Annotated in this window: 22 protein-coding genes and 1 other annotated feature; of the genes, 12 read left to right on the forward strand and 10 right to left on the reverse strand. The window is 41.5% G+C overall.

The features are described 5' to 3' along the window. Window positions 1–213 precede the first annotated feature (213 nt). Window positions 214–903, forward strand: a complete 690-nt coding sequence (locus ACYSNU_RS09440; protein WP_461736975.1) for a hypothetical protein — start codon at window positions 214–216, stop codon at window positions 901–903. A gap of 111 nt (window positions 904–1,014) precedes the next feature. On the opposite strand, the gene ACYSNU_RS09445 is transcribed toward ACYSNU_RS09440, so the two are convergent. After that, on the reverse strand, window positions 1,015–1,644 hold the full coding sequence (locus ACYSNU_RS09445; protein ID WP_265456208.1) for a lysophospholipid acyltransferase family protein: 630 nt from the start codon (window positions 1,642–1,644) through the stop codon (window positions 1,015–1,017). A gap of 190 nt (window positions 1,645–1,834) precedes the next feature. Between ACYSNU_RS09445 and ACYSNU_RS09450 the strand changes: the two genes are divergently transcribed. From ACYSNU_RS09450 to ACYSNU_RS09470, 5 genes are all read left to right on the forward strand, one after another. Continuing rightward, window positions 1,835–2,578, forward strand: coding sequence for a tRNA1(Val) (adenine(37)-N6)-methyltransferase (locus ACYSNU_RS09450; RefSeq protein ID WP_461736976.1), 744 nt, complete (start codon window positions 1,835–1,837; stop codon window positions 2,576–2,578). Beyond that, entirely contained in the window at window positions 2,568–2,852 is a 285-nt protein-coding gene (locus tag ACYSNU_RS09455) for a GIY-YIG nuclease family protein (RefSeq protein WP_265456211.1), read from the forward strand. The genes ACYSNU_RS09450 and ACYSNU_RS09455 overlap by 11 nt, the downstream gene beginning before the upstream one ends. 42 nt (window positions 2,853–2,894) lie before the next feature. Beyond that, a complete protein-coding gene (locus tag ACYSNU_RS09460; RefSeq protein ID WP_461736977.1) occupies window positions 2,895–3,419 on the forward strand; it encodes a GNAT family N-acetyltransferase in 525 nt (174 codons plus the stop codon). 3 nt (window positions 3,420–3,422) lie between these two features. After that, a complete protein-coding gene (locus ACYSNU_RS09465) occupies window positions 3,423–3,779 on the forward strand; it encodes an MmcQ/YjbR family DNA-binding protein (protein ID WP_461736978.1) in 357 nt (118 codons plus the stop codon). A 145-nt stretch (window positions 3,780–3,924) separates the two neighbouring features. Then, the gene (locus ACYSNU_RS09470) at window positions 3,925–4,689 is read left to right on the forward strand and encodes a class I SAM-dependent methyltransferase (RefSeq protein ID WP_461736979.1); all 765 of its coding nucleotides are present in this window, start codon (window positions 3,925–3,927) and stop codon (window positions 4,687–4,689) included. Window positions 4,690–4,752: 63 nt separating this feature from the next. On the opposite strand, the gene ACYSNU_RS09475 is transcribed toward ACYSNU_RS09470, so the two are convergent. From ACYSNU_RS09475 to hisS, 5 genes are all read right to left on the reverse strand, one after another. Continuing rightward, window positions 4,753–6,606: an acyltransferase family protein gene (locus ACYSNU_RS09475; protein WP_461736980.1), complete on the reverse strand. Its 1,854-nt coding sequence runs from the start codon at window positions 6,604–6,606 to the stop codon at window positions 4,753–4,755. Window positions 6,607–7,014: 408 nt separating this feature from the next. Next, window positions 7,015–8,115, reverse strand: a complete 1,101-nt coding sequence (locus tag ACYSNU_RS09480; RefSeq protein WP_461736981.1) for a hypothetical protein — start codon at window positions 8,113–8,115, stop codon at window positions 7,015–7,017. 133 nt (window positions 8,116–8,248) lie between these two features. Then, window positions 8,249–9,127 (reverse strand): YitT family protein, encoded by an 879-nt coding sequence (locus ACYSNU_RS09485; protein WP_461736982.1) that lies wholly within the window; start codon window positions 9,125–9,127, stop codon window positions 8,249–8,251. Window positions 9,128–9,290: 163 nt separating this feature from the next. After that, a complete protein-coding gene (gene aspS, locus ACYSNU_RS09490; protein WP_461736983.1) occupies window positions 9,291–11,060 on the reverse strand; it encodes an aspartate--tRNA ligase in 1,770 nt (589 codons plus the stop codon). Window positions 11,061–11,232: 172 nt separating this feature from the next. Then, window positions 11,233–12,531 carry a histidine--tRNA ligase gene (hisS, locus tag ACYSNU_RS09495; RefSeq protein ID WP_461736984.1) on the reverse strand — a complete coding sequence of 433 codons (1,299 nt, stop codon included), beginning with the start codon at window positions 12,529–12,531 and terminating at the stop codon, window positions 11,233–11,235. A gap of 82 nt (window positions 12,532–12,613) precedes the next feature. Next, window positions 12,614–12,819 (reverse strand) — a binding site (T-box leader). 172 nt (window positions 12,820–12,991) lie between these two features. Between hisS and ACYSNU_RS09500 the strand changes: the two genes are divergently transcribed. Further along, window positions 12,992–13,918 (forward strand): aldo/keto reductase, encoded by a 927-nt coding sequence (locus ACYSNU_RS09500; protein ID WP_461736985.1) that lies wholly within the window; start codon window positions 12,992–12,994, stop codon window positions 13,916–13,918. Window positions 13,919–14,064: 146 nt separating this feature from the next. Here ACYSNU_RS09500 and ACYSNU_RS09505 read toward each other — a convergent pair whose 3' ends face one another. Continuing rightward, entirely contained in the window at window positions 14,065–14,574 is a 510-nt protein-coding gene (locus ACYSNU_RS09505; RefSeq protein ID WP_461736986.1) for a GNAT family N-acetyltransferase, read from the reverse strand. Between the two features lie 130 nt (window positions 14,575–14,704). On the opposite strand from ACYSNU_RS09505, the gene ACYSNU_RS09510 reads away from it, so the two are divergent. Then, complete coding sequence (locus tag ACYSNU_RS09510; RefSeq protein ID WP_461736987.1) at window positions 14,705–14,902, forward strand: hypothetical protein; 198 nt, start codon at window positions 14,705–14,707, stop codon at window positions 14,900–14,902. A gap of 226 nt (window positions 14,903–15,128) precedes the next feature. Here the strand turns inward: ACYSNU_RS09510 and ACYSNU_RS09515 are convergent, their stop codons facing one another. Further along, window positions 15,129–15,500, reverse strand: a complete 372-nt coding sequence (locus ACYSNU_RS09515) for a carboxymuconolactone decarboxylase family protein (RefSeq protein WP_461736988.1) — start codon at window positions 15,498–15,500, stop codon at window positions 15,129–15,131. Between the two features lie 280 nt (window positions 15,501–15,780). On the opposite strand from ACYSNU_RS09515, the gene ACYSNU_RS09520 reads away from it, so the two are divergent. The 4 genes from ACYSNU_RS09520 to ACYSNU_RS09535 all read left to right on the forward strand — a co-directional run bounded on the left by ACYSNU_RS09520 (window position 15,781) and on the right by ACYSNU_RS09535 (window position 19,553). Beyond that, a complete protein-coding gene (locus tag ACYSNU_RS09520) occupies window positions 15,781–16,485 on the forward strand; it encodes a response regulator (protein ID WP_461736989.1) in 705 nt (234 codons plus the stop codon). Further along, a complete protein-coding gene (locus tag ACYSNU_RS09525) occupies window positions 16,478–17,845 on the forward strand; it encodes a sensor histidine kinase (protein WP_461736990.1) in 1,368 nt (455 codons plus the stop codon). The genes ACYSNU_RS09520 and ACYSNU_RS09525 overlap by 8 nt, the downstream gene beginning before the upstream one ends. A gap of 186 nt (window positions 17,846–18,031) precedes the next feature. Further along, window positions 18,032–18,730, forward strand: a complete 699-nt coding sequence (locus ACYSNU_RS09530) for a PepSY domain-containing protein (protein WP_461736991.1) — start codon at window positions 18,032–18,034, stop codon at window positions 18,728–18,730. A gap of 193 nt (window positions 18,731–18,923) precedes the next feature. Then, entirely contained in the window at window positions 18,924–19,553 is a 630-nt protein-coding gene (locus ACYSNU_RS09535; protein WP_461736992.1) for a PepSY domain-containing protein, read from the forward strand. 236 nt (window positions 19,554–19,789) lie between these two features. On the opposite strand, the gene ACYSNU_RS09540 is transcribed toward ACYSNU_RS09535, so the two are convergent. Further along, window positions 19,790–21,289 (reverse strand): helix-turn-helix domain-containing protein, encoded by a 1,500-nt coding sequence (locus ACYSNU_RS09540; protein WP_461736993.1) that lies wholly within the window; start codon window positions 21,287–21,289, stop codon window positions 19,790–19,792. A 383-nt stretch (window positions 21,290–21,672) separates the two neighbouring features. Beyond that, window positions 21,673–22,119, reverse strand: a complete 447-nt coding sequence (gene dtd / locus ACYSNU_RS09545) for a D-aminoacyl-tRNA deacylase (protein WP_461736994.1) — start codon at window positions 22,117–22,119, stop codon at window positions 21,673–21,675. Between the last annotated feature and the right edge of the window lie 9 nt (window positions 22,120–22,128).

Here is a 22,128-nt window from a genome sequence, read left to right on the forward strand (position 1 = left end):
AGTCCCCAAGCAGTTGCCAGCCTCAAAAGATATGGGAGAAAAAATAATTTTAAACTGGCTGACTGTTTTTCAAATTATGCTAAGCAGACTGCGATTAAAAAAAATTCCAGCAAAACTTTTTTAATTTCAAAAAAAATTTCTCCAAACACTTTCTTCAGCCTTTTTCCTGTTATAATAAATAAAAACCATTTGAATTATTTTGGAGGGAAAAAGATGGGGAATCGGGCTTATCTACTGGCAGGAACTGACTGCCAACTTTTTGAAGCAAACAATAGCCTGCCGCTTTTTTGGCTATTAGGGGCACTGCCGCAATTGCCCGCAAAACAGCAGCAGATTGCCAGTTTAACAGCTCCGCAATTAGAAAACTTTGCGGGGGAGGAAGCTTATGAAGAAGCTTATGAGGAGGCTTTTAGTACGTGGTTTACAGAAAATCTGGTCGGCGAAATCCAGCTTGCTAGCGACAGTTATTTAAATAACCTTGAGGAAAATCGTTCCTATATCGATTCCCTCTATCCTTTACTGAGTCCAGTTTATGAGGATTTTATCCATGTCATCCAGCAGCAAAGAGCAACGGATGCGACTGTTCAAATCATTATTGATTACACGGAAACCATCAATTTCTACTCCGATTATCTAGAATTTTACGATGAATTAATCGCTTTGTGCAGCCACGTCGCCAATCAGCAGCAAACAAATTGGCTGTATCCAGAAGATCCCTTGGGTTCAGCCATTGGGACTGATCAATATGCCAATCATGCTGGCCAGCCCATGTTTTCAAACGATAGCTATCAGCAACTTAACAGTCAGCTAATCACCGCCTTTAACGCTGCTGAAAAAACAGCTGACAGCTTGCAGCAACCAACTTTATTCCAAAAATTTCGCCAATGGTGGTCAAAGAGTTAATGGAATTGATAAAGTAATCAAAAAAACAGCTACCCATTCAGTCGATATCCCCTTAAGAGTTAGACCAAAAAGCTAACATTTTAAGGGGCGATACAATGGGCAGCTGCTTTTTTAAGATTTTTTCTCGGAAGCGACATACTTGTAATTTGGATTGACCTCTTTATCCAATTGATCGAAAGCCGTTTGAATGCGGCGTTCCACCTCATCCATACCAGCTTTATCCATTTTTTTTATATCGCTGATATCAATCGGTTCTCCGAAACGGACATCAATCCGCTTGCGTTTGAGTAGACCGCTAAAACTGGTCGGGCCTTGATAAACGGATGGCACGATGCGCACCTTAGCTAGCTTGGCAATCAATGCCATGCCACCTTTTAATTCGGTAGAATGGCGGGTGCCACTAGGAAACATAATCAAACTCAAATCCGTTGACTTCAATAATTTTACCGGCGTCTTCACTGTGCTTGGTCCAGGATTGGTGCGTTTAACGGGAAAAGCATTGGCATGAACCAGAATATAACGCAAAATTGGATTTTTAAATAGTTCTTCTTTGGCCATAAAACTAAAGGATTTTGGACGGGCACCAATCGCCAAATAAATCGGGTCCCACCAGGTACGATGGGGAGCGACTAAGATATAATTTTCATTTTGCGGCAGGGCTTCACGATTTTGATAATGGGCGTTGCCATTTAACACAAAAACCACAAAGCGAGCTACCATTCGAATAAAACGGAAAAACATGTTCCTCTTCCTTTCTGACTGGGAGAAAGCTCTGACTTCTCTGAATCATAGTATGCCGAAATTTATTTTACTTATCAAGTATTTTTTTGCTGTAAGTAAATGTCTAAGGTATAATACCAGTATTCTATTCATTGAACCTAAAAAAAAGCTGCAAGGCTTAAGAAATTATAAAGAAAGAAGCTGTGCGTAGGTGACTGTCCCTTTAAAAACCGGTGAGCGAATTGACCAGCTTTTCGCTGAAGGTATTCAAATTATTCAAAGCAAAGAGGTCTTCTCTTTTTCTCTAGATGCCGTCTTATTAGCAAATTTTCCAAGAATTCCCCAAAAGGGTCAGATTGTCGATCTCTGTGCCGGCAATGGTGCCGTAGGTCTTTTTGTTAGCGGTAAAACCGCCGCGCCGATTACCCAAATTGAAATCCAGCCACGCCTTGCCGACATGGGGCAGCGGAGTATTTTACTAAATCACTTGGAGGAACAAGTGACTATGGTAGCCGGTGACATTGAAGACTGCTTCAATTATTTACAGCCTGACTCGATTGATTTGGTCTTATGCAATCCGCCTTATTTCAAGGAGCTGCCGACCAGTCGCAAAAATCCCAATCCCCATTTAGCGATTGCCCGTCATGAAATCGAAACGAATCTTGACGAGGTCATTCGGATTGCCAGCGGCCTGTTGAAAACCAATGGCCATTTTGCGATGGTCCATCGACCGGATCGTTTTTTGGATATCATCGACACTTTAAGAAAATATGATATCGCTCCAAAGCGATTGCAGTTTGTTTATCCAAAGGCCGGTAAGGAGGCCAATATTTTATTGATTGAAGGGATTCGTAACGGCAAAGAAGCCGGCCTTAAAATATTGCCCCCTCTTCTTACTGCCGATGAAAATGGCGATTATACACCAGAAATACGAGGCATGCTCTATGAAAAGTGACGAACATTTTTTCTACGTACTGCTGTGCCGTGATCAAACTTTTTACGGTGGCTATACGACCGATTTAAGTCGCCGCCTAGCTGAGCACAACAGCGGTACCGGTGCCAAATATACTCATCCCAACAGCCGCCGCCCTGTTCAAATGATTCATGCGGAAAGTTTTGCCAGCCGCAGTGAAGCTACCAAAGCCGAGTCAGCCTTTAAAAAGCTGACTCGTAGACAAAAAGAAACCTATTTACAGACAGCTAAAACCAATAGCGTTTTAGTCGGCTAAAAAGGCCTACTACACAAGCGATAATTTAAAGGAGTCCAGACCATGATTGAAATTAAACCTCTGACAAAAGAAAATGCCAAGGAACTGGAGGCTATTAGCCGAGAGACATATTTTGATACCTTCGCTAATGACAACACCAAAGAAAATATGGATGCCTACTTAGACGAAGCCTACAATCTTGAAAAGCTTGAGAGAGAGCTTGCTAATCCCCTCTCAGAATTTTATTTTATCTTTAGCGACGATGTTTTAGCCGGCTATTTAAAATTGAATTATGGTCCCGCTCAAACGGAACCTGTTGATGCTGAAGGCCTTGAGATTGAACGGATTTATGTCCGTAAACAATTTAAACGCCAAGGGCTAGGTAATCGCTTGTTTCAAAAAGCGTTGCAACGGGCAGATGAGTTGAAAAAGCAATCGATTTGGCTAGGAGTTTGGGAATACAACCAACCGGCTTTAGCCTTTTATAAAAAAATTGGCTTTCAGCGGGTCGGCCAACATGATTTTGTAATGGGGGACGACGTGCAAACCGATTATTTGATGCAAAAACAATTGACACCAGAGGCCTGATCTATGAGTACAGAAGCAGAGGTTATCGATTACATTTTTCAGCGTTATCAGATTCAACCGGACCGGCCCTTTGCTAAAAACAATAGCAGCGTCTTTCGTCATCGCCGCAATCAAAAGTGGTTTGCATTGCTGATGAGCGTTACTGAAGACAAGCTGGATTTGCCCACTAGTGATGAGTTGACCATCTTAAATTTAAAAATCGAACCAGAATTAGGCAGTATTTTACAGGAGCAGGCTGGTTTTTTCCCAGCCTATCATATGAATAAAAGCCACTGGATTACCGTTGATTTACGGCAATTTGCCGATTTTTCTGAGCTGGCTGGCTTGATTGATGCCAGCTATTCTTTGACATTGACTTAATTTTTGAAGGGTGTGAGATGATGATAATCAGACTAAAACGAGGTAACTGCTTGATATAGCTCATGATAGCGACTATCTCAAGCTTGTTTTCTGCTATCACGGGCGGTATCAATTTCTCGCTGACTAAATTTTAAGGAGAATGTTTATGCCCACAACAATCAATCCGGCCTGGCTAAAGGCTCAGGCTAAACAAAAAAATTTCAGCGGCTGGGATTTTTCAGCCATTGAAGCAGAGTACACGCAAGAAGCGAACCCTTGGAATTACCAAAAAATCGTTCAAAAATTTTTACAGCCAGAACTTCAGCTTTTGGACATGGGAACAGGCGGCGGCGAACTTCTAAAAAGCTTTAATCACCCGCCGAAGAATACGGCGGTGACGGAGGGCTGGCCGAAGAATTATCAATTGCTTTTAGAAAAATTAGACCCTCAGGGTGTCGCTGTTAAATTTGTAAAAGAGGATGACAAATTAAACTTTCCTGATCAGCATTTTGATTTGGTGATCAATTCCCATGAGTCTTTTGATTTGAAAGAAGTCAAGCGGGTCTTAAAACCCGGTGGAAATTTTATTTCACAGCAGGTCGGCGATTTAAATGGCTTGACCCTTACTTCCCGGTTGATTCCTAATTTTCAAAAAAAGCAATTTGACTGGCATTTGGCAACCGTCAAAGAACAGCTTAAAGGCGAAAATTTTCAACTACTTTTTGCTGATGAAGCCTATCCTTGGCAAAAATTTTATACGATGGAGGCCCTCATCTATTACGCATTGACTATTTCTTGGGAGTTTCCGAATTTTTCAGTGGAAAATAATTTGCAGGAGCTGCTTTATTTGGAAGAAGAGTTAAACCAAAAAGGCTTTATCGCTAACCTAGAACATCGTTTTATCTTTGTTGCCGTCAAACCAAATGAATAAGAGCAAAAAAAACTGCAGATGCAGCCACTCCAATTACTTGGAACTGGCTGCTCTGCAGTTTTTTTATTCAGCTAAAATTGCTTGCGCCACTAAACGGGTGTATTCAACTGCCCCCGCTGCGTTGGGGTGCACGTTGTCATTAAAGAACCAATCCGGATGGTCGGTACTGTAGGTATGCCAATCAATCAAGGTCAAGTTGTCATACTTTGCATCCATCGCGGCTAGCATATCGTTGACTTGCGTTTCCCAGCGACGGGTCGGCAAATGCAAATTAATCCAGTAGACTTGCCGTTCCCCTATAACGGTCATAATTTCAGCGAATTGTTCTTCACTGAAGGGCCCGTTTGTCCCTAAGCTCATAATCACTGTATCCGCCAGTTCACCTTTTTCAGCCATCGCACTTAAGGCTTCAGCGCTATTGTATAATTGCCGGCCAACTTCGCCATCAATCACAATTTGCGGGAAGACACTTTGAAAATCCGTCACCATATCCAAAACAATTGAATCGCCAAAGGCTGAAATCGGCAAAGCCTGGGCGGCTGCAATTTGCGTTTCTGATAGACCATAGGGATTGGCCTCCGTCGGAACTTCTGACTGAGTAGTCGAATCTGTTGAACTGTCAGTCGAACTAGTTGTGCCATCTTTTGTCGCTTCCGCCAGGCGGCTGTTTTCCGTTAAATGAGCTTCGAACTCGTCTTGTTCAGCATTAGCGGCGTCAGTCGGTGCAATCAACAACCCGAATACCGTAATAGCTAGCAACAAAATACTACTACTGTAAAATAAAGTTTGTTTAACACTTTTGCGGCTTTTTAAAAATTTTGTAATTTGTTGCTTCAAGTGTCCATAATCTAGCTTTCTAAAAGGTGTTTCGATAAAGCGATAGGACAATTCGCTGACAAGTAAAATCAGCACAATTTCGATGATAATATGCAGCCATAATAGATTATTTATATTGGTGATTTTCGCTTCATAAAAAATCATCACTGGATATTGATAGAGATAAATCCCGTAACTTCTTTTTCCCAACCAATTAAAAATTGGATTGGTCAACCAACGATTCCATGAGGAACCAGGGTGAGCCGTCACGGCAACTAAGATGGCACAGAAAATACTGTAGAGATACATCCCACCCCAATAGACAAAATTGGACTGGTCGTCTAATTTTACTAAGCCAATCAATAGAACAATCAGCGAGATTAGCCCGATAACATTTAAATTCCAAGTTGCTTTGCGGGAAATGTTTTTCTTCAAGCGGCGGCTAGGCCAGACAAAGGACAAGGCACTCCCAATCAAAACCGAAAACAGACGAGTATCGGTTCCATAATAAACACGAGTCGGATCACCGCCGGGAGTATATAAAATAACCATTAACAGAGCTGAGACGATACTTGCTCCCATTAAAATATAAAACATTCGTCCCCGACTTTTGATAAATTTCAGCATCAGCAACACGACAATCGGCCAAATTAAATAATTTTGGCCTTCAACGGCTAAAGACCAGATATGCGTAAAAGGGGACTCATTAGCAAAGCGATCAAAATAAGAAAAGCCCCGGGATATCTGCCACCAGTTGTTGACATATAGCAAACTGCTGACTACAATCTGGCGAATATTTTCTAAAAGATTTTGCTGAAATAAAGTAATATATGTAATGGCCGTCAAAAACATACCCACCATCGCTGGATACAGACGTTTCATCCGCCTTTTATAAAAGGCCCAGATGTCAATTTTTTTATTGTCGTCAAATTCCTGTAGCAATAAATCGGTAATCAGATAGCCTGAGACCACAAAAAAAATGGGGACCCCTAGATAGCCCCCCGCCAAGCTTGTCGGCAGCAGGTGATACAGGATGACTCCAATAACGGCAATTGAACGGATGCCGTCAAATCCGGTAATATAGCGTTTCTCTCTCTTCATTCGACCCCAACCAAATCCTTTTGTAATATAACTTTAAGAGTACGACCTTTTAATATGAAAAGCAAGAAAAAGTTATTAAGTATTAGGAAGACTTTAATAACTTAAAGTAACATCTTTTTACTCAATAATTAGCAGGGGCTGTAGCCAATACTTTTGCTTCAAGATAAAAGATATTAGCTTTTCTAATTTCAGCACTACGAAACTAATTTTTGAAGTCCCTTACAAGTTGTTAGCTGCTTAAAAACAAAAAAAATAATCAACTGATGTCCCCATGTCCTGAGACTACACCTAGATTTTCAGTTTCTCATTTTCCTTTTGCATATCTGTTAAAGCTTGCTTTTCCCCTAACCAAAAAAAGTATCTAATCCTTTGAGTTTCGGATCAGATACTTCCATTTAAATTACTGACTTACACCGCCGGATACAAAGCGTCAATCTGAGCAAGTTGATCATCTGTGAAGGTGATTCCTTCTGATTCAAACATTTCGATGATTTCATCTTTGGTGTAATAATCTTGAGCCCCTTCAATGCTAGTTAAAAGCTCGTTGAACTCATCTTCACTTAATTGATAAGTGGCACCTTCTGTTAACATGGTGTCCAGCTGATCTTCCGTCACTACTTGATTACCAGATGGCACAGTCACCGTTTCATCACTTGAAGTCGGCGCAAGGTTACCGGTAAAGCCCACCGTCATCGTGCCGTCAGCATCGTCATTGGTCATTGTGCAAGAAAATTCAGCACTATTATTGCTGGTGTCCAAAGTCACCGTCAATTCAAAATCAGTAATGTCGGCAGCGTCAAATTCTCCCAGCTCTTCGATATCTTCATCTGTGCCGTTTTCCTGCACAAAATCATAATAGCCTTCGATTTCTTCAAGGGTATAGGTATGAGAAATTTTATCGCCGTCTTGTTCAAAAGTACTTTCGTCTAAGGTGCGTGTGTATTCAGCCAGGTAGGTCGTTTGCGCTGAATCATCCACCTCTAGTAAATCAGTCAAATCACTCGTACTAAAGGTATCGCCGAAATCATCTGGATTTGCTTCGACATATTTCCCACTTATTTGATCGGTGATGCCAGAAAAATCAACACCTGTATCATAAAGAGAACTCATCAGCGTCAAGATTTGAACATAGGCGTCACCAGAAATATAAGTCTCGTCGCCGGCCATAATCATTTCAAAGGGAAACTCATTGTCCATGAAATTTAAGTTGAAATTATATTCAACTGCTTCGTTTTCTTGGTCAATTAAAACATTGCCGCCAATGCCCATTCCTTGAAAACTTGACATCAACGAATCAAAAATGCCGCTAAAATCATACTCGTCACTGCTGCTGGTTGTGCCGCCATCCATGGTCAGCTCATCGACGGTCAGTGAAAAATCAATCGCATTGTACTGACTAAAGTCATTGACTTCATCCCAAGCATCAGCAAAATCATCCCGTGCCGAACTGCCACAACCTCCTAAAATAAACATCCCTGTAACTAGTAAACCACCCAAAACTTTTTTCATTTTCCCACTTCCTTTTTTTCATTTCCCCATAAGTGTAACATTCCAGCTTACGTTACGCTTGTCTTTTTTGCAAAATGCTCCAAAAAAATAAGAGAATCAGCTCAGCGCCAATTCCCTTTTATTATTATTCAACTTATTGTAAACTTTCTTCATAAAAATGACCGAGAATTTTTACATTATCTGAAATACTGACAAAGGCTTGCGGGTCGGCTTTTTTCATCGCCGTTTCCAAAAGAGGCAGCTCAAAGCGCGTCACAATCGTTAATAGAACCGTTTGTTTATCGTGTTTAAAGGCACCTTCTGCTTCGTGGATAATGGTAATCCCTCTGCGCATATTCCCTTGAATATTTTCAATCACTTCATCCGGACATTTGGTGACAATCATCACCTGCATTTTCTTTTGCTTAGTGAAGACGGCATCCGTCACTTTGCCGCTGACAAAAATCGACAAGGCACTGTAAAACATATATTGCCAGCCAAATAGCACACCCGCCAATAGGACAATCACAGCATTAAAATAAATGGAGATTGAACCGATTGTGCGGCCGGTTTTTTTGCGTATCGTGATGCTGATAATGTCCAGACCACCAGAGGATAACCCATTTTTCAAGGCAAAGCCAACGCCAAAGCCCATAATACCGCCGCCAAAAATTGCACAGATAATCGGATCGGTAGTTAATTCCGTCTGGGGAATAATTTGAATAAACAAAGATGCTAAGGTCACAGTGATAATCGTAAAGATGGTAAACTTCTTGCCAATTTTACGCCAGGCAACCAAAAACAAAGGAATATTCAGCAGATATAAAGTCACCGAAACCGGCAAGCCAATCCCAATACTATCTTTAGACAGAGTGGTAATTACTTGGGCCAGTCCGGTAATCCCGCTGGAATAAATATGACCTGGTTGATAGAAAAAATTAATGGCAATAGACGACAACAGTGCATAGACAATTGCTACCGATAGTTTGGCGGTAAAATCATGATAGGGCCAACTATCAACTATTTTTTTCATTGAAAAAGCCTCGCTTTGTTTTAATCAGTTACAGTATACCCTTTTTATAACAAAGAAAAAAGAACAACCGGTTAAAGTTGTTCTAATTTTTCCTAACGATTCCCTTAAGAAAGTCTTTTTATTTCTGCAAGTTTCTGAAAAAAGGGCTTAAGGCCGCGACTTACTATTCTTCAATCGCTGTCACGTCAATATTTAATTCAAATAATTGTAAAGGTGAAACTAAGCTTGGGGCTTCGGTCATCACGTCGGCGGCTTTTCCGTTTTTAGGGAAGGCAATCACCTCACGAATATTATCTTCACCAGCTAAAAGCATCACTAAGCGGTCTAAACCTAAGGCAATACCGCCATGTGGTGGGAAGCCGTATTCTAAAGCATCCAATAAGAAACCAAATTGTTCCACTGCACTTTCTTTAGTGAAGCCTAATGTTTCAAACATTTTTTCTTGTAATTCTCTTGTATGAATCCGCAATGAACCTCCGCCTAATTCATAACCATTTAAGACAATATCATAGGCTTCTGCGTAGACCTTCGCCGGATCGGTTGCTAAGAGCGGAATATCAGTTTCTTTTGGCAGGGTGAAGGGATGGTGCGCCGAAACATAGCGTTTCGCTTCTTCATCATATTCAAACAACGGCCAGTCAACAATCCACAAGAAATTAAATTTGCTTTCATCAATCAAGCCTAATTCTTTCCCCATACGGGTGCGGATAGCGCCGAGGGCTGCGGCTACTACTGAAAATTTATCGGCACCAAACATCAATAAGTCACCGACTTCAGCGTTAGCGGCTGCGATAATTTTTTCGGCAGCGTCTCCCATAAATTTAGCGATTGGTCCTTTTAGTCCGTCGTCTTCAACCTTCAGCCAAGCTAATCCTTTTGCACCAAATTGACCAACATAAGTCCCTAAATTGTCCATGTCTTTACGGGAATATTTATCGGCAGCACCTTTAGCATTTAAAACCTTGACGACGCCACCATTTTCTAAAGCGCTTTGGAACACTTTAAACTCCACATCTTTGACAACTTCGCTTAAATCAACCAGCTCCATTGCAAAACGAGTATCTGGTTTGTCACTGCCGTAACGGTTCATCGCTTCGTCCCAGCTCATCCGAGGGAACGGTAGAGTGACCTCAAGACCTTTTGTTTCCTTCATGACTTGGGCAATCATGCCTTCGGTTAAAGTTTGAATTTCCTCCGGCGTTAAGAAAGTCGTCTCTAAGTCAATTTGAGTAAATTCCGGCTGACGGTCTCCCCGTAAATCTTCATCTCGGAAACAGCGCACGATTTGATAGTAACGGTCAAAGCCAGCCCCCATCAACAACTGTTTTAAAATTTGTGGTGATTGCGGTAGCGCATAGAAATGCCCTGCATGGACCCTTGAAGGTACCAAATAATCCCGAGCACCTTCTGGTGTTGATTTTGCTAAATAAGGCGTTTCAATATCTAGAAAATCATGGTTATCTAAAAAGTGGCGGGCCGCTTTGGTCACTTGGTGGCGCAATTTGAAATTATTGGTCATTTTCGGCCGCCGCAAGTCTAAGTAACGATATTTCAAACGAGTTTCGTCGTTAACATTTTGATCGTCTTCAATCACAAATGGCGGTGTCTTCGCCGTATTTAAAATTGTAATTTGGTCAATCATGACTTCAAATTGACCGGTTTTCATTTTAGGATTGATGGCTTCTGGCGCCCGGTTAATCACTTCACCGGTCACTTCAATCACATATTCGCTGCGGCAAGAGTCAGCAATCTGCCAAGCTTCTTTGGATAATTCTGGATTGAACACCACTTGGACGATTCCTTCTCTATCCCGTAAGTCAATAAAAATCACACCGCCTAAATCCCGGCGTTTTTGTACCCAGCCTTTTAAGGTAATTCTTTTGCCTAGTTGATCTTCGGAAACTAGACCGCAATACACTGTTCGTTCTGCCATTTTATTTTTTGCTCCTTTTTTAATAGATAAATTTTAAGTTGATTTTCATTCCTACAGGCTCAATTAGCTGAGAATTGGCCAAGTTGGAACATTTAGTTGGAAATTGAGTCCAGCTGGAATATTTTCTAATTACATCAGACCTAAGCTAGCCTGCCAAAATTTTTCATAAATTTTAGTCAAACATTTTGGTCGTCATCTCATCATAAATTTCTGGGAAATCTTCGTAAACTTCCTCTAAACGAAATTCTTGTTCTTTACTGGTGGCCATCGACTTAACCTTCACTAGACCCTTAAGCAATTCTTCTTCGCCGATGGTTAGAACTAATTTAGCGCCGAGTTTGTCAGCGGATTTGAACTGGGCTTTTGGTTTGCGGTGCATAAAATCACGATCAGCCGAAAAGCCAAAATTGCGGACAGCCTGTACTAATTTCAGCGCTTCAAGATTAGTGCCATCATCAATCGCTACAACATAAGCATCTAATTCATTAATCGCCGGAATTACAATTTCCTCCATCGCTAAAGTCATCAAGACCCGCTCAATCCCCATCGCAAAACCAAATCCCGGGGTTTCTGGTCCGCCTAGTTCTTCCACCAAGCCATCATAACGGCCGCCGGCACAAATTGTCGATTGGGCCCCCATGCCTTTGGCGTCACTCATGATTTCAAAAATCGTATCCGTGTAATAATCCAGACCCCGCACCATATTGCTGTCAATCTCATATGGAATTTCTAATGCCTCCAGCATCTTTAAGACATCGTCAAAATGTTTTTGTGAAGCTGGTGTTAAAAATTCTAAAATTGAAGGAGCTTCAGCAACAAACTGTTTGTCCTTCGGGTCTTTACTATCCAAGACCCGTAGCGGATTTTCATGCAGGCGCCGTTTGGAATCTGCGCTTAACTCTTCTATATGTGGTTCCAAATAATCAATCAACGCTTGGCGATAATTTTTGCGGGTTTCTTTGTCCCCAAGGGAATTGATGACCAGTCGAATTTGCTGAATGCCCAATTGTTTGAAGAAATCCAAGGCCATCGCCATCGTTTCAACATCTGTCGCCGGATTGCTAGAGCCAAACGCTTCAACGCCGATTTGATGAAATTGTCGCAGGCGGCCTTTTTGTGGCCGCTCATAGCGAAACATCGGCCCCGTATAAAAAACTTTATAAGGCTTTGCGTATTCCGGTCCAAATAATTTATTTTCAACGAAGGCCCGCACAATCGGCGCCGTATTTTCCGGACGCAGGGTGACATGGCGGTCGCCTTTGTCATAGAAGTCATACATTTCCTTCGAGACGATATCCGTAGTGTCCCCAACGCTGCGGGAAATTGTTTCAAAATGCTCAAAAAGCGGCGTGCGGATTTCTTGAAATTGATAGTCTCTAAAAATTAAACGGGCGGTCTCTTCGACAAACTGCCACTTTTCTGATTCTCCCGGCAAAATGTCGGCGGTGCCTTTAGGGCGTTGGTAATTCATATGATTCGCTCCTTGTTAAATGTGATTTAAAATTCCTGAGGGGCAGTCTGCGGCAATAAAAAAAGTCCCTGTTCATTAACTGAACAAGGACGAATGATTGTCATACGCGGTACCACCTAAATTTGAAAGATTGCTCTTTCCTCAACCGATTAACGCTCGCACACGGAACAGCTTTTCCTCTGTTCTTCTAAGAAATGTCTTTCTTTTGTCTCAAGTAAACTGCTTGCAGCCACGGCAGTTCTCTCTGGAAAATTGAAAACAAAATACTCGTTCCCTCATGGAATTTTAAGATATTACACATAAAATACTAGAGAAACTGGCGAAAGTCAAGCTGAAACCATGATAATTTTCAAATTTTTTCATGAGCTATTTTCTTTTCGACCCAACAGCAGTTCTTTTTATTACCCCTTTTGACAAACTTAGGCTACACTGAAAGCAACTATTAAGGAGGGATTTCCCTATGGAAGAAAAACGCTTTGGCCATTCGCAAGTCTATGCTTATGAACTAGGATTAGGCACTAACGCTGTCGGTGGTCACAATTTATTTCCCAATTTAGATGACGAAACCGGTAAAAAAATCCTTCGGGCTGCTCTAGACAGCGGCATCAATTTATTAGATACGGCTTATGCCTACGGACTAGGCCGTTCAGAGGAATTAATCGGTGAGGTCTTAAAGGATTACGACCGGGCAAGAGTGGTGGTTGCCACCAAAGCCGCCCATGATAAAGACGGCTCCTTTAACAACACCCCGGAATTTTTAACTAATGCTGTTGAAGAATCTTTAAAGCGGCTGCAAACTGATTATCTAGATATTTTCTATATTCATTTTCCCGATGAAACGACCCCAAAAGCCGAAGCAGTCGGTGCTTTGCATGATTTAAAATTGGCCGGAAAAATTCGCGCTGTCGGAGTCTCCAATTTTTCCCTCGACCAATTAAAAGAGGCCAATCAACATGGTCACATTGATGTTGTCGAAGAAAATTATTCCCTCTTACATCGGGAGGCGGAAAAAGATTTATTCCCATATTTGAAGCAACAAGGCATCAGCTTTGTCCCTTATTTCCCATTAGCTTCTGGTTTATTAACCGGCAAATACGCCTTAGATACTAAATTTGCCGCCGATGACCGTCGTTTGAAAAATCCGAATTTCCAAGGGGAACGCTACAAAGAAATTGTTCGCACAGTGGATAGTTTGAAACCTCTGGCAAAAGCCAACGATGCGACGATTGCCCAATTGCTTTTGGCTTGGTATATGAAAAATCCAAATGTGACCGTCGTCATTCCAGGTGCTAAACAGCCTGAGCAAGTTTTAGATAACGCCAAAGCTATGGATGTCCGTTTATCCAATGATGATTATGCTTTGATTGACCAAGCCTTTAAGTTTTAAAAGGCTTTAACCAAAAAATGAGCCAAACTAACTAGAGGCTGTCCTCTCATACCATATGAGAGGAATCTTCTTAAAATTGTTAGTTTGGCTTTTTTGTTTTCGGAATTTTTGGATGATTTTTGATTTTTTTAGCTATCATAGCAGGGCTAGATTTTTAACTGCATAACGGCGGTGGAACGTAAATTTCCCAGCTGGTCAGTCCAGTTGTCGGAAATTTTTTCGCTGACTTCAAAGCCAAGCGTTTCGTACAAACCAATCGCTTTGAGATTGTCAGCTGCTACTTGAATTTCCAGAAAAGTTATTGCTGGATTAGTTTGAATCATGGCCAGCCCTTTTAAAAGAGCGGCTTTGCCATAACCTTTGCCCTGACTTCCATACTCGCCGATTACTATCCCAAAGGTTGCACAATTTTCGCTGACTTGACGATAATGAAATTCGCCAATCAGTCGCTGAGCTTCATCCAAAATAATTAAAAATTCAGAAAAATCAGCGGCTTGGTGTTTAGCAATTGAAGCCAGCACTTCTGCCTCGCTAGCCTGCAAACCCTTGGGAAAGCCAACTGCTGTCATCACACGGCTATCTGCCCACCATTTTCTGATTAATTTAATGTCAGAGGCTTTGACAGCCCGCAAACTGACTGCTTTTATTTGTGTCATTGTACTTCACCTACCTACATTAAGCATACCAAAAAATATGACTGAGAAGTGGTAAACCGAGCTAATTTTCCAGTCCGCTCAATAATGACATATGTTATAATTTAAAAAAAGAGAAGTACGAGGTGAACTGATGATTGCATCCACGAAAGAGCGAATTGCTATTACTACCAATTTTTTAAGCTCTCTTTTAATCCTACTCATTACGATTATCACCAATCAGATTGCAATTGGCTTGGCTCTGGCCCTTTTTGGCCGACCCATTTTGAAAAAAATTTCTGCTGCGCTTCATCAGTACAGAATCAACAGCCTGCAAAATAGAAATCAGTAACATTTGCTTTTAAATCAAGCTCAATACCCCGCCAGTTTTAAAAAGCTGACGGGGTATTTGTTTGAAGAATAATTGGTACAAGCTAAATTTTTTAAAAATAGCACCGACCTTTGCCCGAGCCTACTTCAAAAAAATTGCAAACCTATGGAAAGTCTCACTTCAAGACACTAGGCCACAAAACAAAAAGCTAGCCAAACTCCAACACAATTTTATAAGCCGACTTTGTTTAGTCCTCATTTTCAGCAAAGAAATCCTTTGCGACAGTTAGGGCATTCATCACCTTGGGAAAACCAACATAAGGTAAGCATTGGACAAAGGTTTCAATGATTTCGGCCTTTGATAAGCCGACATTCAAGGCCCCTTGGAGATGAATTTTCAACTGGGGTGCTGTGTCTCCTTGAGTCAACAGCGTAGTCAGCACAATCAGTTCCCGTTGTTTCAAATCTAAGGTCTCATCTGCCTTCATTTGGCCAAAAGTCAGCTTGATATAATCATCCATAACTGGGGAAATATCCTTAAGGGTTTGCGTCACCATCTCACTCGCCGCTTGGCCGATAATTTCTTCCCGGGCTTTTAAACCACTTGCGTATTTATCCATCTGTAAATCTCCTCCATTCGCTATTGGTAACGATACTCCCATGCTAATTTGATAGCAAACCAAACGTCTCCGGCAATTTGAAAAAACTTTTTTTGTAAAAGGCTGCCTTCAAAATAATTGAATAACTCGAACTATCGCAGTTAAGACGACCTTTATTAAAAACTCTCCAAAAAAAAACTGCTCTATGCCTTTATGAAGAATTTTTCATCTTAAAATGATTGCTTCTTTGAGCAACTGTCGGTAATCTTAGGATAAGAAAAACCTGTTGAGGAGGAAGCCGATGGAAAAGCCTGTCATTTTATTAGTCGAAGATGAAGAAAGTTTAGCCAGCTTTATTCAAGAGGAACTGCAATTTGAAGATTATCAAGTAATTTATGCCAAGGATGGAGCAGAGGCCTTAGATTTATTTGCCGCCCATGAGCAGGAAATTGACTTAATTTTACTGGATTGGATGCTGCCAAAGGTTGATGGATTGACCGTTGGCCGGCGGATTCGCCGCCATAGTTTTGTGCCGATTATCATGATGACCGCCCGTAATCAGATTTCTGATAAAGTCTCCGGCTTAGACGCCGGAGCGGACGATTATATCACCAAGCCCTTTGAAATTGAAGAATTATTGGCCCGCATTCGCGTGATTTTACGAAGAGAAGAGCGCATCACCCAATTGAAGGAAACCGGCCTGACCTATCAGTATGCCGATTTAGTTTTAGATGTCGCCAAACGGCAGGTACTCAGAGAGCAGACGGAAATTTTTCTAACTAAAAAAGAGTTCGACTTGCTTTATGAATTAATCAAACGGCCAGAAGAGGTCATCAGCCGCGACGATTTATTGAACACCGTCTGGGGCTACGATTATTTTGGGCAAACCAACACGGTGGATGTTTACGTGCGGGCTTTGCGGAACAAGCTGGATGAAGATGGCCGGCCCCGCTTGATTCAAACGGTCCGGGGCGTCGGTTACGTCTTGAGGCAGGAAAATGAATAGCCTGAAGCAGTGGTATCAGAAAAATCAAAATACCCTGCAATTTAAATTAGTCACCCGTTTTACCGCCATCACCCTCTCTGTTATTTTTTTATTGGGGACGAGTTTTCTTTTAGCCACTGGTTACCGGTTATATGAATCAACGGAGCAAGAAACTGCCGCTATTGAAGATGCTCTGTCGCAAGTTGATACTCAGACCAATGACGAGTGGCGGGAAACCCTGCGGCTATATATTGCAGCTGATGATCCTCGCTATTTTATCCGGGTGGCCCTCAGTGACGGCAATTCCGTTTATTCTAGTGATGCCTACTCGTTATTTTCTCAATTTAACGAATTGGGCCAGCTATTCTTTTTACAGGATATCCTGTGGGAGGACAGCACGCCGTATTATTTCAATCAGTTCACTGTAGACGGGACGAGCGTCGCCATCTTAACTGATATGGAGGATAATTTTGAGATTCTGGTGACCTTAGCCCAGTGGATTTTTATTCTCTCTGGTTTAATTTTGATTTTTGGGATTTTCTTTATCCTGCGGTTTTCCAAAAAAATCAGCGCCCCTTTATTAAAAATGAATCAGGAGATTAAAGAAATTGCTCCGGAAATCACGGAGCAGACACCTTTAAGCGAGCCTACCAGTCCTCAAGAGGCGCAGAATTTGGCGAAATCCTTTAATCACTTACTCACTCGTCAGCAGGAGGCCATGTTGCGGGAGCAGCAATTTATTACCGATGCATCCCATGAATTAAAAACACCTTTAGCAGCTATTCGCGGTCATGTCGGTTTGATTCGCCGCCGCGGCACTGAGCATCCGGAAATTATTCCTAAATCCTTGAATTTTATCGACAAGGAATCAAAACGGATGGAAGTTCTCACTCAACAATTACTGTTGTTGGGTCGAGAGAAAAATGTCAATCATTATACAGCCGTTGATTTAACCGATTTAGTCGAACAAATTTTAGAGGAGTTAGCCACCGAAATCTCTCAGAAGGTGACTTTTTCATTGGCTCCCCATGTGGTTTTAGACGGGGACAAGCAGCAGTTTTATCAAATTTTCCGCAATTTAATTGAGAATGCTGTTAAGTACACCCCTACCAATCAAAAAATCATGATTCAATTGGAACCGATTGGCCCGACTGTTCAATTTAGCGTCAGTAATACTGGCGTGACGATTTCTGAAAGCAATAAGAAGAAAATTTTCGAACGCTTTTATCGAGTGGATGAATCCCGCTCCAGTGAAATCGCCGGCAGCGGCATCGGCCTCTCCATCGTCAAACAATTAGTTGAGCTTTATCAAGGGGAAATTGTCGTTTTAGATTATCAAGACAATGGCGTCACCTTCCAAGTGACCCTGCCCAAAAATTAAAAATAGGCAACTCATAATAAGCTGTCAAATCCCATTAAAGATTTGACAGCTTATTTGCTGGATTTGCTTAAATCAAAATGAAGAATTCTTCATTTTGTCTTCATAGTCTTTTGGTTTGGAAAAAACACTTTTTCGCTATAATAGGTTTATAGAAAAGAGCAGGAGAAATTAAGGGGGAGTTTTAAAATGAAAAAAATAATGTTTACGGGGATTAGCGGGTTAGCACTTTTATTTTTAGGGGCTTGTTCCCCAAATCAGGCGCAATTAAATCAGCCGGCACCGGCCAATAATGCCAATAACACTCAGCAGACAGCACCAGCTAGTCCAGCAGCACCTGAGGATAGCAGTTCCGTCGCAGCCGCTGAGCAAACAACACCTAGTGTCGATACAACGACTAGTCCATCGGTTCGCAGCGGCAGCTCTGCCGATGTCAGCACCGCTACAATCACGCTTTCAGTCAGTGATGCAATCGGCATTTTTCAAGAACAATATGCCAGTACAGATATCACTGAGTTGAAGCTCAAGACCCATCACGGTATTTATTATTATGAAGTCGAAGGCATGGATGACGATGTGGAATACGACGTTTGGATTTCAGCAACAGACGGCAGCTTATCGAATCAAAAGCAAAAGAATCTAGATGCCGATGAACGAGGCGGCATTGAACGCCGCCAAAGCGCTTTAAATCTGGACAATTTAAAAAATCTTGAAGAGATCAGCAGTATCGCTGAAGGCGAAATCAACAGCGGCTCCGCTTATGAGTGGCAGCTGGAGCGGGAATTAAACACCACCTATTGGGAGGTTCACGTAAAAACCTCCGGCCGCCACGCTGAAGTCTTAGTGGACGCCCAGTCTGGTCAAGTATTAGAAGTGGATTATGATTAAACACTTTGGAGAGCAGCTAGTGTGAACTGGCTGCTTTTTTTAATGCATTCCACTCGTTTTCTGGCAAAAAATCATCTAAAATAGAAGTATCATGAAGAATTTTTCATTTTTGTTTCACGTCACTTAAGTTTTCTTTCCGCTAACAGCGGCTATACTATATATATCAACTAGAAAAATCTTGGAGGAATTACACATGAAAAAAATTACTTTATTTTTAACAGCGGCAGGTCTTTTAACTTTGGCTGGCTGCTCGGCCAATCAAACAAATTTAGATAGCACAGGAACAAATAGCAACACTAGCACCTCTTCGCAGGCAGCTACCACTAGCAATACCAGCAGCGCCAGCGGAACAACTAACAGCGGCACTACTAATCTTGACGGTGTAACGATTAGCCTAGATGAAGCAATTCAAGCTTATCAAGAGCTGCATCCTGACACTGATATTACCAATATCGAATTGGACACAACTTTAGGCAGTTATTACTACACTGTTGAAGGTGTTGATGACACCAACGAATACGATGTTAAGATTTCAGCCAGCGATGGTAGCGTTGCAGAAGATAGAACCGAAACCCTTGATCGTGATGAACAAAACGGCGTTGCCCGTGAAGAAGCCCTGAACTTGGACAACTTATTGCCGATTTCTACCATTAGTGACACCGCCTTGGCGGAAGCCGGCAGCGGCACCATCACCGAATGGAATTTAGAAAAAGAATTAAGCACCACTTATTGGGAAGTAACCGTGGAAATCAATAATCGGGAAACCTCCGTTTCAATTGACGCCCAAAACGGCGATGTTTTAGAAGTCGACGTCGACGATTAATTATAAAAAGCCCTAGCTGTTCTACAGTCAAAGAATCTTTTTTAGATTCAATGACTGAAAACTTCCAGCTAGGGCTTTTTTTGAGAAAATCCTGAACCATCTTGCATTTGCACTTTCAGTCCGCTATTTCCTCGTTGCAAATTTACAAATAGTCAGCGTTCTCGTTTCATGTTAATTATAAAATTCAATTCTATTTTACTAACGCCACAGCCTTGCTAAACAGTAGCTGGGCTTTTTTAATGATTTTTTTCCTGTAAATAAGGAATATCCTTCGGCAAGACTAGGCGGCTCTTTTCAATTAACTGTCGCAGGTCATTGAGATTTTTGAAGGAAGGAATATCTTCAATCACAAATAATTTTTCCGCCGGCACATCTGGCATTGTATAATTTGCCACATAAATTTCATAATTGGCAAGCTTCGTCTCCGCCAAGCCATAATGGGAAACATCCTGCAGATTTAAATTAATTTTATCTCCGTATGAGCGGGCCAGCATAGCCCCCACCGCATTGACATGATCGACCCCTAAGTCGCTAAAGACGCCAACTTGAACCTGGTGCCGCAGCTGATCCATTTTATTAGCTAAGTCCTGCCAATAAACCATCATACCGCACAGCATATCATCGTAATACACCGAATACCAAGGAACTTTTGTTTTAGCCTCCAGCTCCCGTAAAGCTTTTGCGACAATTTTACTGAAGACCACCAAGTGCTGCTGAACAATGTAACTGCTGAACCAACGGCGGTTATAAATAATGTAACGCTTGTAGGGATAAATTTTATATTTGCCATAGGTCCGCAAAAATAGCCGCAGAATTTTTTGATGGCTCTCTTGATCGAGACTGACCCCCAAAGCATCCACCACAATTTTAATAAAGGCTTCCCCTTGCTCTGTAATCCGGACTTCTTCTTGGGGATTGTCCCAAGCAAATTCCCACCAGTAAATAGTCGATGAAAAATCATCGTACCAATTATCCGGTAAATGGACCTTCAACGGCTCAACAATTCGTTCAATATCCAAGCGGTATTGCTGCAGTTTAGTCTGCACTTCTTCACGGTTGTTCATGACCCGGGCATCTTGATTGACAAGATTGCCTTGGCGCTCACGAATGATTGTGACCGCAATTCCAAAGGCAAAGTCCACCAGCTGCAAATCATTAAAGCCCAAGTTGAAATCTTGATTTAAGCGATTGACTAAATCAAACACTAGCTGCCGGTCTAAAGGAAACGGCCAGCCGTGAATCCCATAGGCCTCTAAGAAATAGCCGCGGAAAAAAGTGCGGATTTTCCGTTCGTCGTTTCCTTCAATCCGAAACGGTGTCCGATTAAGCTGCATCTCCCGCTTATTCAACGAGCCCTCCAGCTTAATGGCGAGACGATAGAGACTGGAATTACTGAGATAAAATTTATTTTCCCAATATTCTCCATTTTCGTAAGGATTGAAGAAAATCGCTTCCAATAATGCAAAAGCGTTGGACTCCCGCAAGATTTCGGTATAGATATCGTGAATGGAATGGTTTTGGGTTTCCAAAAGGCGAATACTGTTATTATTTTGATATTCAAATGAGATAATCTCAGGCCAGCGATCTTCAATATACTGGACATCCGTCAAAATGGTTTTTTTAGAGGCATCCAATTTCTCTGCCAATTCCTCCAAGGAAATCCAATTGGTTGTTAAATGCAATGAATTTAATAAGTTGATTCGGCGATGCATTGCTGTCGGCAAGACATTTTCCATGTTACGCCCTCCTTAATTTTTCTTTCCTTATTAGTATAACAGATGAGACCGATTTTTTTCGTCAAGAAGGCCTATACTGATTTGAAATTTCTGGCGAAAAATAAAGTGATTTTTTTCTTTACAATTAATCAATCAAACAACTTTCATAGATAATTAATAACAGACTTTAAAAAGGCTCTTTCTTCAAAGAGAAAACCATTATTTTCATGAAGGAAAGTAACTAGGGAAATAAAGAAAATAAAAATAACAGCTCCCACAAGCAAATAAAAATAGAATTTCTTTTATTCAATAGGACTTCTGCAAAATTTTCAAAAATAAATAAATTTATGCCGACCATTTTTTCAACCATAGTTTCAAAACTATTTTAGAAATACAAGAAAAAATTATTTTTCCCTCGTGTCAATAATGATTGTAACAGGACCATCATTGGTCAGGCTGACCTGCATATCGGCGCCAAATTCACCGGTTGCCACTGGAATGCCCAGCTCCCGCAGTCCCTGATTGAACGCTTCGTATAGCGGAATCGCCAGCTCTGGCCGGGCCGCTTTGACAAAGCTAGGTCGGTTGCCTTTTTTCGTATCTCCATACAACGTAAATTGCGAAATACTCAAGACAGCTCCGCCAATATCTTGAATGCTGAGATTTAACTTGCCCTGATCATCAGAAAAAATTCGCAACTGGCTAATTTTTCTTAACAGATAGCCCACGTCATCCTTCGTATCTTCTTCATGAATTCCCAACAAAACCAGCAAACCCTGCTGAATTTCGCCGACCATCTGCTGCTGGATTTCCACCTTGGCCTGACTGACTCTTTGAATTACTGCCTTCATCTTTTCACC

It is taken from the genome of Enterococcus sp. LJL120 (assembly GCF_054871765.1).

Coding starts and splice junctions, on each gene's coding strand:
- ACYSNU_RS09440 (WP_461736975.1), top strand. CDS start 214: ATGGGGAATCGGGCTTATCTACTGGCAGGAACTGACTGCCAACTTTTT.
- ACYSNU_RS09535 (WP_461736992.1), top strand. CDS start 18,924: ATGAAAAAAATTACTTTATTTTTAACAGCGGCAGGTCTTTTAACTTTG.
- hisS (WP_461736984.1), bottom strand. CDS start 12,531: ATGAATTACCAACGCCCTAAAGGCACCGCCGACATTTTGCCGGGAGAA.
- ACYSNU_RS09485 (WP_461736982.1), bottom strand. CDS start 9,127: ATGAAAAAAATAGTTGATAGTTGGCCCTATCATGATTTTACCGCCAAA.
- ACYSNU_RS09445 (WP_265456208.1), bottom strand. CDS start 1,644: ATGTTTTTCCGTTTTATTCGAATGGTAGCTCGCTTTGTGGTTTTTGTG.
- ACYSNU_RS09475 (WP_461736980.1), bottom strand. CDS start 6,606: ATGAAGAGAGAGAAACGCTATATTACCGGATTTGACGGCATCCGTTCA.
- ACYSNU_RS09480 (WP_461736981.1), bottom strand. CDS start 8,115: ATGAAAAAAGTTTTGGGTGGTTTACTAGTTACAGGGATGTTTATTTTA.
- ACYSNU_RS09520 (WP_461736989.1), top strand. CDS start 15,781: ATGGAAAAGCCTGTCATTTTATTAGTCGAAGATGAAGAAAGTTTAGCC.
- ACYSNU_RS09525 (WP_461736990.1), top strand. CDS start 16,478: ATGAATAGCCTGAAGCAGTGGTATCAGAAAAATCAAAATACCCTGCAA.
- ACYSNU_RS09500 (WP_461736985.1), top strand. CDS start 12,992: ATGGAAGAAAAACGCTTTGGCCATTCGCAAGTCTATGCTTATGAACTA.
- ACYSNU_RS09510 (WP_461736987.1), top strand. CDS start 14,705: ATGATTGCATCCACGAAAGAGCGAATTGCTATTACTACCAATTTTTTA.
- ACYSNU_RS09540 (WP_461736993.1), bottom strand. CDS start 21,289: ATGGAAAATGTCTTGCCGACAGCAATGCATCGCCGAATCAACTTATTA.
- ACYSNU_RS09515 (WP_461736988.1), bottom strand. CDS start 15,500: ATGGATAAATACGCAAGTGGTTTAAAAGCCCGGGAAGAAATTATCGGC.
- aspS (WP_461736983.1), bottom strand. CDS start 11,060: ATGGCAGAACGAACAGTGTATTGCGGTCTAGTTTCCGAAGATCAACTA.
- ACYSNU_RS09455 (WP_265456211.1), top strand. CDS start 2,568: ATGAAAAGTGACGAACATTTTTTCTACGTACTGCTGTGCCGTGATCAA.
- dtd (WP_461736994.1), bottom strand. CDS start 22,119: ATGAAGGCAGTAATTCAAAGAGTCAGTCAGGCCAAGGTGGAAATCCAG.
- ACYSNU_RS09505 (WP_461736986.1), bottom strand. CDS start 14,574: ATGACACAAATAAAAGCAGTCAGTTTGCGGGCTGTCAAAGCCTCTGAC.
- ACYSNU_RS09460 (WP_461736977.1), top strand. CDS start 2,895: ATGATTGAAATTAAACCTCTGACAAAAGAAAATGCCAAGGAACTGGAG.
- ACYSNU_RS09470 (WP_461736979.1), top strand. CDS start 3,925: ATGCCCACAACAATCAATCCGGCCTGGCTAAAGGCTCAGGCTAAACAA.
- ACYSNU_RS09530 (WP_461736991.1), top strand. CDS start 18,032: ATGAAAAAAATAATGTTTACGGGGATTAGCGGGTTAGCACTTTTATTT.
- ACYSNU_RS09465 (WP_461736978.1), top strand. CDS start 3,423: ATGAGTACAGAAGCAGAGGTTATCGATTACATTTTTCAGCGTTATCAG.